Here is a 12,278-nt window from a genome sequence, read left to right as displayed (position 1 = left end):
ATTTAATTGGTTTCAGTTTTGATTAAAAATTTAAAGTAATCTATTGGAATAGGTAAGCGATAATGCCGACAAGCGGTTAGTATTATCGGGTTAATTCCATATTTTATAGCACTAAGCTCTTTAAAATAAGGTTCACTATCGCAAACATTCAAAACATCCGCCAAAAATTGCTCAGGATCTTGTTTAATGTTTAAAGAGCTTAAAGAACTACCATGAAGATCTTCATTAGTATAAAATAAATCTTCAGATGTTGAATCAGGATACCATAGTTGAAAATTACAATGTTGTATTATCAAGTTTTTGATGTCCTGAATATCTTTATATACGTCTTTTAGATCAAATAAAGAAGCAAATAAAGCAATATAGGGATATAAAATACTGCTAGCTGTTGCTTCTTTTCTATATTCATCACTCATATTTTTAGGGTGTCTGATGAGTTTTTCATAATCTTTAAATATACAAGGGTATATAAGATGTTGACCTAGTTGAAATCCAATGGATTTTGTCATTCCAGATAACCAAGTGTGAATAAATTGTTTTGTGTCAGGCAAACTTACAAGAAAAAGCACCGCTAATGAAATATCAATGGCTTGCTCATCTAAACATGGTGAGTACAATATTTGATTGTTGCTGATAAAAAGAATAATTGCATCTTTATAGTAATGTAGTTTTTGAATTAAACTTTGTCCAAAATCACCATCACGTTCCTCTAAAGATAATTTAGTAAATATAAAACTATTCCAAAAGCCGTATAATGCTAATCTTCCTAATATATCAAATAATTTTAGGTTTATATCTATTGGGCAAATTGATTTTATTGCTTTTGATAACCCATAATATTTATTAACGTGAGGAAGAATTTTTGTATCTAAAAAAGTATTATTGATATTTAAGGTTAACATCCAATAGAACTGAAATAACTCTAAAATACCACTAACTTTCTTATTTTTTTTCTTTATATTGTAATATTTTTTTATTTTATCCCATAGAATAAGTAAAGACTGTTCACTACTTAGGCATGCACTTTCAAGATTATTTTTACTTTTAGACCAAGATATTAAAATACCTAAACAAAGATATAACTGCCTGACTGCTTTTAGACATTCGTCATCATTTTTGAACTTTTTATTAATTAATAAATGAGTTAGACGAGAAAAATATTGTTGGGAAGATTCGGGTATATCGATCATTGCTAGAGACTTTCTCAAAAGGCTTTGACATTCATTTGGAAGCAATTGCTCTCTTAAGAAGTGCTTTTCAATTAATGAAGATAAAACTTCACCATTCCATTCAGAAAAAGTGATATTTTCTTCTTGATATTTATCTTCGTAGCTTGTGACATCAACCCTAACATCCTCTTGCAAATCACCACCAAAACATAAACAAATTTCAATCTGTTTATCCTTATATTTAGGAGGGAGATGACAACGAATATAAGTCTCGCGAATTTGATCTAGGGAGGGTCTTAAATCATTTTTATTTCCACTATTCCAGTCCTGATTGCTTAGATTTCCTGCTTTAATGGAAAATAAATAGACTTTTGGCTTTTCCTTTCCTATTTTACCGTATGCAGCAACATCAACGCCATATTGTTTATTCCCTCTTCCGGGCTTGGAAAAAACAGTTAAGCCCATTTGAGATAATAGATTTGGGACTAAAACATCAAGTTCATCTCTTTCGTTTAAGGTTTTTAAATATTCTCGAATAATTAATTTCATAAGATATATTCCTGTACTCGAAAGGTAAACAAAAGATATTCTAAACTACTATTATCAACAACACTTTGTAATGGTAATTCGGATGAGTAGCTATATTTTTGCATAGGTGTTTTTTGAAGAGCTTTGCTTCCACCATTTATACCACCACAATAATAAAGAGAATTATTTCCATACAAATTTATAACTGTTGGTATTGCTTCTCCAAACAATGAGTTTTTACGAACATTCTCATTTATTTGATCATTTATATCACATCGATATTTATGGTATTTCTCTTTTTGGGGCAAACTTGGATGAAGTTCAGAAATAGTTTCTTCAATCTCATTAATTTTTAAAAAATCTTTATATTTTTCTACTAAATTAGAGGTGATTTTTTTTATTTTGGGTGTAAATGATTTTCTATGTTCATCAATGAAATCTTGGAAAGTATTTGGATAGTTAAGAACTACAGTGCTAAAAAGCAAGTTAATAATTTTATCTTTTTCTTTTTTATTTTGAACAATGTCTAATAATGTCAATATAAAACTGATTATTGATGTTGGAGAAAAAAATAACCAACCACAAACTTTCTGAGCAAGGAATAAACAAATGTTTTTTTTGTTCAAATCCAAAAAAAAGGTATCGACAGTTATTGTTTTATCATCTTTATGCCGATGATTAATAATATCAGAACAATTTCTTTGTAATATATATTCAGATGATAGTAACCATTTTGTGATTAGATAATTAGAAAGCTTTTCTGATTCTGAAATTGAATACAAAGTTGATTCAAAAGATGTTAACAAGAATTTATTTCGATCTTTTATTAACAAATTTTCTAGTAAAAAACATGCTTTGATGACATTAGATTCAAAAAGTTTTTTTATGCTTAGATCAATTCTTGTGAGACACTTCTCTAAATTTAAAAGATCTAGCTTAATGATCTGATCTACAATTTTATTGGTTAAATAGTTGGGAATATTTTTGATATTAAAAATAAGGCCTGCTGTTATTTGTATTACATTATCATCTTGTTTTAACCAAATTTTATCCGCTAAATTAGTTATTATTTTTTCTTTATTTAGGAAATGAACACTTATTATTACAAGCAAATAAAGAATATTACCATGTATTGAACTGTTATCATTTTGATCAATTATCTGTTCTACTTTTTTTAGAATCTGATTAATATCTTTATCTTCAATATTACCAATGAAAGATAATTGGGATAATGTAAACAATAGTTGCTGTTTTATTGAAATATCTATTTTAGGATCTGTAATAATATTTATTAAATTAGTAATTCGATAATTAAAGGTATTTATATCAAATGTGCTTACAGATGTTGAGAGTAAACTACCAAATTCATCCAAATTGGCTAAGACTAAATTAAAAAATTGTTCAGCCTTATTTTGATCTTCACTACATAATCGCCGAATAGCCATAGTTTGTTCAATAATTAGTGAGCATTTCATTAATGTAAGGAGATCAATATCTAACTCCATTAATAAATTATCTAACCAAATATTTAAACAATATAATTGATGACGTTTATTGGTAAAACTGTCTTTATTGTAGTTTAATATTGCATCAATAATATTGATTTTTCCTGAACTATGTAGATCTTTAATAATTAATATCAGTTTTGACTCATCTGAAAGTTTTTTAATCAATAGATCTGCAATTGTAACTAATAAACAATTATCTTGTTGCGCAAGTAAAAGTTCATTTTTTATTGAATCCATATGGATACCATTATTCATATAAAATAGATAACTTAATGATTATAATACTTCAAAAAAATAAAAATTTTGAATATTTACTAAACAAAATTTAAGCGTTTTTACTAACAACCCTCTCCCCCCTTCACCGTTATCCCCAAAATCTTAGCAATATCTTCAACCGAAACACCTTTTTACAACAAAGCAGTAATCAATATTTTCTTTTCAGTCTCAGCTTTTACTTTTATTTCTTTCGCTTTCTGTTGAGCTGTTTTTGTTTTATCCCTTTCAACCGCCAACTTCTCTTTAGCAATCAACTTTTCTTCCTTACGGATGCGTTCAACCACTTGATAAGTTGGGACGTATTTTAGGCTTTGTTCTAACTCGTCCATAAGTTTGGTACTGCGGAAGCTGATATAGGATTTTGGGGTGATGATTAGGTGGTCGATTAGATCGATATTTAGAATACGTCCAACTTGAATGAGGCGATCGGTGATATCTTTATCGGCATCCGACGGCGTCAGCGATCCTGATGGATGGTTGTGAACTAATATCACGCGTGAGGCGTTTTTCATCACCGCAACACGAAATACATTCATCGGTTCAACGTCGACCGATTTATAACTGCCAAGCGCAATCAGTTCGATATACAGGATATAACCAGCTTGATTCATCCCAATCATCCAAAGATGTTCTTTCTCTTGGTCGATTTGGTTATCACGCAATAACACACGTTGCATAATGCTGTACACATCATCTGTGCCTTCAATATAGCGTTTGTCATGCTTAGTCAGTTTAATATCCATCGTATCACCTTGTAAAATCAGTTAAAAAATAATATAGCATATTCTGTTTAGGCTGGGCAGTTGTTAATTAAACAATTCCAAAAGTTTACTTTTTAGGTTATAGTGTTTGTGAAAATTTTTGAGGAGTCTATACCGTTATAAGGAGCGTAATGATGTATCATGCAATTTTACCGAGTAAGCAACAGCCTGCTGCAGAGCGATTTTTGCATCAGTTGCCCAAGTTAGTTGCAGCAAGTCCTTTATGCCAGCGCCTTAAACCTACATCATTGCTGATTGATATTGCTGCGTATACCTTAACGGCTCAGCCCCACAGTTTTATTGCTGCTCAATTCAACCTATCACCACGAGCAGCTCGTAGGCGGGATAATGTTATTCGACAATTGCTGGAACAGCATGAGCCTGACCTTTATCAAGCGGTATTAGACCTTGAGCAAACCACCCCTGACCAGGTCAGTCAGCAAGCGCAAGCATTTAAATCATGGCTTAAAGATTTGCTCAGTACAACCGTCATGCCTTGCGATTATTGCGAATCACCTCTGACGGTTCGTATTGGTCACCGCCTTAATTTTCGTTGCCGAAGCTGTCGACGTACGTTTAATCCGCTCAAAAAATATCAATTAAATCATTTATCTCATTGCGAACTGTGGTTGCCTTTTGTTGACTTATTACTACAAGGTGAAACCCTTAAAACCGCTAATCAGCAATTAGGGATTAACTCCAATACCGCCGCTAAATGGAAGTCCTGTTTTCTGTGGATAATCGAAAAGCAAGGGTTTTCCATATTGGCGAATTATTGCCGAGTAAAGCGACGCCAACGTTATCGGCAAATTTGGTTAGATGTTAAAGCCGGAGCAACATTTTTACCCACCGTTGGCTCTCGTTTTAGGCATAAATCACATTTTTGATTTATATCTCTGTAAAAAAGATTGAGGAGTCTATACCGTTTCAATAAGCACGTTAAATGATTTCTCTTTAAAATCGCGATTATAGAATTTTAACTGCTGTTTTTGCTTTCTACATCCTATAGTCGATATATTAACCAAGATTCATTCAAATAAATCAGCTATATCAATTTAAAATCAAGTTAGCTACTTTATTCAAGACAAAGCCAATTATCTATCTAATACTACTGTTTTCTACCCTTAATTATGTTGTAGTTAGACGGATAAAAGTATGGATAAAGAGATAGATTCGCCACCGCACCCAATTAAACGTAAAAAGAAGCTGATTATATTAACGCTATTATTTCTTTTTTTTTCTTTGGCTTATGGCGTTTATTGGTTTATGTTTAGTCGATTTAATCAATCAACTGATAATGCTTATGTTATGGGTAATCAGGTCCCGGTTGATGCGCAAGTAAATGGTGGAATATTGACGATTAATGTCGATAATAACGATTTTATTCAACAAAATGATGTGATAGCAACGATTGATGCAGTTGATGCAGAAAATGAATTTGGTTATGCCAAAAATGCGTTAATCAAAGCGATTAGAGAGTTGCATCAAATTCAGATCACAAATGAGAAACTTTCAGCCAGCATTCAGTTAAAACAAGTCACCTTAGACAAGCTTAAGCAAGATCTTGAACGCCGGGAGAATCTTTGGTCACGAAAGGTTATTTCAAAAGAAGAGATTATTCATGCAAGGCAAGATGTCGATTTTGCTATTAATGATTTAAAGATATCTCAGCATGAATTAGCCATTAATAATGCGCTACTAATGAAAACGCCATTATTAGAACAACCAAGTATTCAGCAAGCAATTTTTAAATTAAAACAAGCTTGGCTTAACTTAAAGCGAACCAAAATCACCGCACCTGTAACTGGGTATGTCGCGAGGCGAAGTGTCCAAGTTGGTACACAAGTGACTAAAGGTGAGCGTTTAATGGTTATTGTTCCATTAGATCAAGTATGGGTAGAAGCAAATTTTAAAGAGGTACAGTTAAACGATATTCGTATCGGTCAGTCAGTTACCTTAGAAAGTGATTACTATGGTGAAAAAGTTGAGTATAAAGGAAAGATAAGTGGTATTGCGATGGGAACCGGTGGCGCTTTTTCTTTGCTACCTGCACAAAATGCGACAGGAAATTGGATCAAAGTGATTCAACGTTTACCGGTACGGATTGAATTAGACAAAGCGCAACTTAAACAATTTCCATTACGTATAGGCTTATCAATGAATGTTAATGTGGATACGCATGATACGTCAGGTAAGCTTTTAACCGATATTCCAGCGAAGACGATAAAATATCAAACGGATTCACTTTCTTTTGATGAAACTGAATTTGAGCAGCTCGTTGAGGATATTGTAAAAACCAATTTCTACGCTACGCAGATTATTCAATGAATCAAAGTAAAGCGTCCTCATTGCCTTTAACTGGCATCAGATTTATCTTACTAATTATTTTATTAGCGGTAATCGCGTTTTTACAGATTTTGGATTTAACAATTACTAATGTGGCGTTATCAACCATTACGGGTAATCTTGGTGCTTCAAATTCGCAAGGAACGTGGGTTATCACCTCTTTTGCCGTTGCTAATGCTATTTCGATCCCCTTAACGGGATGGTTAGCTCAGCGTTTTGGTGAAGTGAAATTATTTACTTATTCTATCTTATTTTTCGTAGTCACCTCTTGGCTTTGTGGTATTTCAAATAGTTTAGCAATGCTGATTTTTTCAAGATTATTGCAAGGTATGGTTTCTGGACCAATCATCCCTCTATCGCAAAGCTTGCTATTAGCGTATTGCCCGCCGGCCAAAAAAAATATGTCATTAGCCATATGGTCAATGACAATTATTATTGCGCCAATCTGTGGTCCAATTCTAGGTGGTTGGATTAGTGATAATTATTTTTGGGGATGGATCTTTTTAATCAATATTCCTTTCGGGATCATCATTTGGTTTGGTGTTCACCTTTTATTAAAAGATCGTGAAACGGCTACCAGCAAATTACCCATTGATAGGATTGGATTAGTTTTATTTATAGCTGGCGTGGGATGTTTACAACTGGTATTAGATAGAGGAAAAGAGCTTGATTGGTTTAATTCTAATCAGATTATTATTCTTTCTGTATTAGCTGTTGTTTTTATTAGTTATTTTATTATTTGGGAACAAACAACAGATTATCCAATTATTGATTTATCCGTTTTTAAATCCCGAAATTTTACCATTGGCACAATTTGTATCAGTTTGGCATTTTTACTCCATATTGGCACGCTGGTTATTCAACCACAATTATTACAACGTGTGTTTGGTTATACTGCAACTTACGCCGGTTTAGTGTTGGCGCCAATTGGTTTGGTTCCTATTTTTCTTGCGCCAATAATTGGCCGATTTGCTTCAAATGTTGATATGCGTAAAGTGGTGACGTTTAGCTTTATTGTGTTTGCACTCTGTTTTTTTTGGCGAGCATATACATTTGAATCAAACATGACTTTTGCTGATGCAGCATGGCCGCAGTTTTATCAAGGTTTTGCGATAGCGTGTTTTATTATGCCCTTAAATATTATTATTTTATCTGATATTCCCATTCATAAATTAGCAATTGCCGGCAGTATTTTTAACTTTTTTAGAACGTTGTCGACATCAGTTGGTACCTCGTTAACCGCTACTTTATGGGAGCGTCGTGAAGTGATTCATCATAGTCAATTGACTGATATAATTTATCAAAATTCCCAAACATTAAATTACACTTATCAACAATTCAATCAACTAGATTTATCTAACATGCAAGTATCAGCTATGCTGGCACAACAGATTACCAATCAAGGTTTATTAATTGGCATTAATGAAATTTTTTGGCTATATGGTATGATATTTTTAGGTTTAATTGGTATAGTATGGTTAGCAAAATCTTCAGTGAAGGTTAATTGATACTTGGCTAATTAAATCAACGTGATTTTTATTTTGTGGCAGGAGTAAAGTATCAATCAGTGGTATAGTATTCAGATATAAAATAAGCAGGAGAGCGGATTTTGCATATTGATTCAGTGATTCAATTAGATGAACAAGACTCAGCAACTTTGTACTTTCTCCATAACGTTAATACCGATTTTCATCGCCATCCTTGTTTACAATTAACGATATCACTAAACGATATTTTTTTAAGTTTAGAAACAGAAGATAAAAAGTATCGTGAATTTGGTTTTATTATTCGTTCAAATCTGTCACATAAATTAAATACAACTTGCGCTATCAATTTTTTACTCGAACCCGACGCGCCTTATTTTCATTTGTTGTCACATTTTACCGAAAACGATCCTATTTATCGTTTATCGCGTGAAGAAGCCTCAATACTGGCACAATATTTTATACATACTATTGAAAATAAACAGGTATTCGATATCGAGCATATTGTTAATCTATTATATCGCCCTAATACCAGTTGTCTTTGTCGGCAAGATAGTCGCATAGTTAAAGCGACCTCAATAATTTCGTTATTGCCGGTAAAACAGATATCCTCAAAAGAAATTGCTGATAAAATTTATTTATCCGAAAGTCGTTTTTTACATCTATTTCGAGAAAATCTAGGTATCAATTTCCGAGGCTACCTGTTATGGAAAAGATTGCGTGATGTTATTAACACGCTTGACGCATCGGCAACATTAACAACTTTAGCTAATGATATGGGCTTTGCCGATTCAGCTCACTTTAGCCGAACTTGTGTTGCAAGTTTCGGATTAAGACCCTCAGAGCTGAAACGAGCGTTAATTTATAATCAAAAATTGCCAAACAATAAACATGGTAAACATATTTATTGTTTGCAAAAGCCAGCAGAAAAGTAACTCACTATACCCAGCTGAACCATTCAATTCTGCGTTAATTTTAGTATGTTAAAAATTGCTAATTATTTTCGTGCAACAAATACGTTGCTTCATAAGGCTGTAATACCATTTCACCTTCAAACTCTGTTTGATTTGAGTAATTACTTAACAATTTTTGCCAAGAACTATTTTCTAATGCTTTAGGTATTTGCCATTTAACCCTATTTTCGGTCAGATTGGCTATCACAAGTAACGTTTGATTATTCCAATGTCTGACATAGCACCAGCAATCAGCATTATCAGGCGTTAGATCTTGATAGTCACCGAAAATAAAAATCGGGTATGTTTTGCGTATTTTGATTAAAGTTTGATAGCAATAGAAGATTGAATTGGGATCATCAAGCGCTGCCTTAACGTTGATTTTCGGGTAATTGTTTGCCACCTCAATCCAAGGTTTACCTTGACTAAATCCGGCGTTGGCGGTGTTGTCCCATTGCATTGGCGTTCGGCTATTGTCTCGGGATTTACTGGCAAGAATCGCTAACATATCAGACTCTGACATCCCTTCGGCAATTTTTTCTTGATAGATGTTAAGACTTTCCACATCTTTATATTGCGAAATATCGGTAAAATGGGGATTGGTCATCCCGATCTCTTCACCTTGATAAAGATACGGCGTGCCTTGTAGCCCATAAAGAATCATTGCCAGCATTTTGGCCGATTCGCTATGGTATTGATCTTCATTACCTAAACGTGACACAATGCGGGGTTGATCGTGATTACACCAGAAAATCGCATTCCATGCTTTACCGTGCATACCCACTTGCCAATAGCCAAGTATCTTTTTGAGTTCAAGTAAATCGGGTTTAGCCAGCGTCCATTTTTCCCCATTTGGATAATCAATCTTTAAATGATGAAAATTAAACGTCATGGTCAACTCTTTGCCATCCAATGCGGCATATTTTTGACAGTTTTCAAGCGTAGTGGACGACATTTCACCCACGGTTTTTAAACCATTAGGTTGAAAAACATCTCGACTTAACTCTTGTAAAAATTCGTGTATTTTCGGGCCATCCGTATAATATTTTCGTCCGTCACCTTGTACGTCATCCGGAAAGTCTTGCTGTTTAGAAACCAAATTGATCACATCCAACCTTAATGCATCAACCCCTTTATCCGCCCAAAATTGACAGACGTTTTTAATCTCTTGGCGGACGGTTGGATTTTCCCAATTGAGATCGGCTTGCTGCTTTGCAAACAGGTGTAAATAGTATTGTCCTGATTGCTCATGCCACTGCCAGGCTTTGCCGCCAAATTTAGATCGCCAATTGTTGGGTTCTGATCCGTCAGCTTTGGCGTCTTTCCAAATATAAAACGATCGAAATGGGCTGGTTTTATCTAAGGCCGATTTAAACCATGGATGCTCTGTTGAAGTGTGGTTAAATACCATATCCATCATAATCCGGATATCACGTTCATGCGCCTGCTTCACCAATAATTCAAAGTTATGCATCGTGCCATAAGCCGGATCGATATCATAATAATCTGATACATCATAGCCATTATCAACTTGCGGAGAAGGATAAATTGGCGTTAACCAAATCGCACTAATGCCCAGATTTTTCAGATAATCTAATCGGCTGATAATGCCTAATAAATCCCCCGTTGAACCCGCGCCACTGGCTTGAAAGCTTTTGGGATAGATTTGATAGATAGTACCATTTTGCCACCACGGGATATCTATTTTATTCATTGCTTACTCTTTATTTTTAATCAGTAAAATTAAATTCACATAAAATGGGTGAATTACTATTTATAATCATTATTGGATATTTAGTGTGCCTTTTTTCTGTTTTATTTTATAAACAATGATGGTTAATGCGATCGGAACAATAATCGCTACTAGCATTGCTAAGGCATAAATTGACCAATAAACTGGTTTTATTGATAAGATACCAGGCAATCCTCCCACACCGATACCATTAGATAATACACCATATAAACCACAGATTAAGCCAGCACTAGCTGCACCAACCATGGCACAGAACATTGGGAATTTATAGCGTAAGTTAATACCGTACATAGCTGGCTCAGTAACACCTAGATAGCCGGATATAGCAGCAGGAATGGAAACTTCGCGCTCATTATGTTTTCGACTGATCAAAATGATGCCAACAACGGCTGAAGCTTGAGCAATATTGGATAAAGCAATGATTGGCCAAATCGGTGTGCCGCCCATACTTTCTGTCATCTGCATATCGATAGCTAATGTAGTATGGTGAATTCCAGTAATAACCAAAGGTGCATAAAAGAATCCAAAAATTGCCGAACCAATGAAGGCATAATCACCAGTCATTAAGTATTTAACCACATAAGCAATACCATTGCCTAACATTCGTCCGATTGGCCCTAAAAGAAAATGTGCAAGGACGACGGCTAATAGGAGTGATACGATTGGTACAATCACTAAAGTTAGGTAATTAGGGACAATTCTACGTAATCGAGTTTCGATCCATCCCAATGCCAAACCAGCAAAAATAGATGGAATCACTTGTGCTTGATAGCCGACTTTTTGAATCGTAAACCAACCAAAATCCCACACGTCAGGAACGATTTTCCCTAGATTATAAGCATTCATCAGTTGTGGAGAAACCAGTGTTATGCCTAAAACAATCCCTAACACAGGAGAACCGCCCATTTTTTTGACTGTAGACCAGCAAATAGCCACCGGTAAAAAGTGGAAAATCGCTTCACACGGTAACCAAAGGAAACTATGTATAGGTACCAACCAAGTATACGTGTCAGTAAGCGGTTTATCGTTAATAGTTGGCATTTCACCAATTACATTACGCAAGCCGAGTAATAAACCACCCGCAATCATTGCAGGTAATAATGGTACAAAAATTTCAGCTAAATTTGAGATTAACCGTTCAAACCATGACATATTTTGTTTAGCTGCGGCTTTTGTTTGCTCTTTGGTCGCTTCGTCAATATTTAATTGTTCAATCAATAATTTGTAATAACTATCAACATCCGTTCCAATAATAACCTGAAACTGCCCGGCATTATTAAAGCATCCTTTGACAAAAGACAATCCTTCAATCGCTTCAACATTGGCTAATTTGGGATTAGCAAGCGCAAACCTTAATCTTGTCAAACAATGGGTAACACTAGCAATGTTTTCTTTTCCTCCAACAAGTTCAATCAATTGCATAATTGATTTTGTTGAAATTTTAGGTGCTTTTGCCATTGTTAAGTCTCCTTATTTTCAATTTAAGCCAAAATTTTTTAA

9 protein-coding genes are annotated in these 12,278 nt (G+C 34.3%); 4 read left to right on the top strand and 5 right to left on the bottom strand.

Going from position 1 to position 12,278, the window contains the following annotated elements; genetic code table 11:
- Positions 1 to 2: 2 nt before the first annotated feature.
- From J3U09_RS08720 to J3U09_RS08710, 3 genes are all read right to left on the bottom strand, one after another.
- Positions 3 to 1,718, bottom strand: a complete 1,716-nt coding sequence (locus J3U09_RS08720; RefSeq protein WP_267357913.1) for a hypothetical protein — start codon at positions 1,716 to 1,718, stop codon at positions 3 to 5.
- The gene (locus J3U09_RS08715) at positions 1,715 to 3,442 is read right to left on the bottom strand and encodes a hypothetical protein (RefSeq protein WP_267357912.1); all 1,728 of its coding nucleotides are present in this window, start codon (positions 3,440 to 3,442) and stop codon (positions 1,715 to 1,717) included. Before J3U09_RS08715 ends, J3U09_RS08720 begins: the two co-directional genes overlap by 4 nt.
- Positions 3,443 to 3,612: 170 nt before the next feature.
- Entirely contained in the window at positions 3,613 to 4,170 is a 558-nt protein-coding gene (locus J3U09_RS08710) for a JAB domain-containing protein (protein WP_267357911.1), read from the bottom strand.
- A 203-nt stretch (positions 4,171 to 4,373) separates the two neighbouring features.
- Between J3U09_RS08710 and J3U09_RS08705 the strand changes: the two genes are divergently transcribed.
- The 4 genes from J3U09_RS08705 (at position 4,374) to J3U09_RS08690 (ending at position 9,007) form a co-directional block, all read left to right on the top strand.
- Positions 4,374 to 5,129 carry a hypothetical protein gene (locus J3U09_RS08705; protein WP_267357910.1) on the top strand — a complete coding sequence of 252 codons (756 nt, stop codon included), beginning with the start codon at positions 4,374 to 4,376 and terminating at the stop codon, positions 5,127 to 5,129.
- Positions 5,130 to 5,397: 268 nt separating this feature from the next.
- On the top strand, positions 5,398 to 6,570 hold the full coding sequence (locus J3U09_RS08700; RefSeq protein ID WP_267357908.1) for an HlyD family efflux transporter periplasmic adaptor subunit: 1,173 nt from the start codon (positions 5,398 to 5,400) through the stop codon (positions 6,568 to 6,570).
- Positions 6,567 to 8,096, top strand: a complete 1,530-nt coding sequence (locus J3U09_RS08695) for a DHA2 family efflux MFS transporter permease subunit (protein WP_220680117.1) — start codon at positions 6,567 to 6,569, stop codon at positions 8,094 to 8,096. The genes J3U09_RS08700 and J3U09_RS08695 overlap by 4 nt, the downstream gene beginning before the upstream one ends.
- Before the next feature lie 101 nt (positions 8,097 to 8,197).
- Complete coding sequence (locus J3U09_RS08690) at positions 8,198 to 9,007, top strand: AraC family transcriptional regulator (protein WP_267357906.1); 810 nt, start codon at positions 8,198 to 8,200, stop codon at positions 9,005 to 9,007.
- A 58-nt stretch (positions 9,008 to 9,065) separates the two neighbouring features.
- Here J3U09_RS08690 and treC read toward each other — a convergent pair whose 3' ends face one another.
- Together treC and treB are read right to left on the bottom strand one after the other, a co-directional pair.
- Positions 9,066 to 10,739 (bottom strand): alpha,alpha-phosphotrehalase, encoded by a 1,674-nt coding sequence (gene treC, locus J3U09_RS08685; RefSeq protein ID WP_267357904.1) that lies wholly within the window; start codon positions 10,737 to 10,739, stop codon positions 9,066 to 9,068.
- A gap of 69 nt (positions 10,740 to 10,808) precedes the next feature.
- Positions 10,809 to 12,236 (bottom strand): PTS trehalose transporter subunit IIBC, encoded by a 1,428-nt coding sequence (gene treB / locus J3U09_RS08680; protein ID WP_267342378.1) that lies wholly within the window; start codon positions 12,234 to 12,236, stop codon positions 10,809 to 10,811.
- Between the last annotated feature and the right edge of the window lie 42 nt (positions 12,237 to 12,278).

This window comes from Gilliamella sp. B2889 (assembly GCF_026536885.1).
In the GTDB taxonomy this organism is placed as follows: domain Bacteria; phylum Pseudomonadota; class Gammaproteobacteria; order Enterobacterales; family Orbaceae; genus Gilliamella; species Gilliamella apicola_E.
This window is presented reverse-complemented; position numbering and strand designations above follow the sequence as displayed.

Bases quoted from the DNA above. Each gene is read 5' to 3' on its own strand.
- J3U09_RS08720 (WP_267357913.1), bottom strand. From the start codon at position 1,718: ATGAAATTAATTATTCGAGAATATTTAAAAACCTTAAACGAAAGAGAT.
- J3U09_RS08715 (WP_267357912.1), bottom strand. From the start codon at position 3,442: ATGGATTCAATAAAAAATGAACTTTTACTTGCGCAACAAGATAATTGT.
- J3U09_RS08705 (WP_267357910.1), top strand. From the start codon at position 4,374: ATGATGTATCATGCAATTTTACCGAGTAAGCAACAGCCTGCTGCAGAG.
- J3U09_RS08700 (WP_267357908.1), top strand. From the start codon at position 5,398: ATGGATAAAGAGATAGATTCGCCACCGCACCCAATTAAACGTAAAAAG.
- J3U09_RS08695 (WP_220680117.1), top strand. From the start codon at position 6,567: ATGAATCAAAGTAAAGCGTCCTCATTGCCTTTAACTGGCATCAGATTT.
- treC (WP_267357904.1), bottom strand. From the start codon at position 10,739: ATGAATAAAATAGATATCCCGTGGTGGCAAAATGGTACTATCTATCAA.
- treB (WP_267342378.1), bottom strand. From the start codon at position 12,236: ATGGCAAAAGCACCTAAAATTTCAACAAAATCAATTATGCAATTGATT.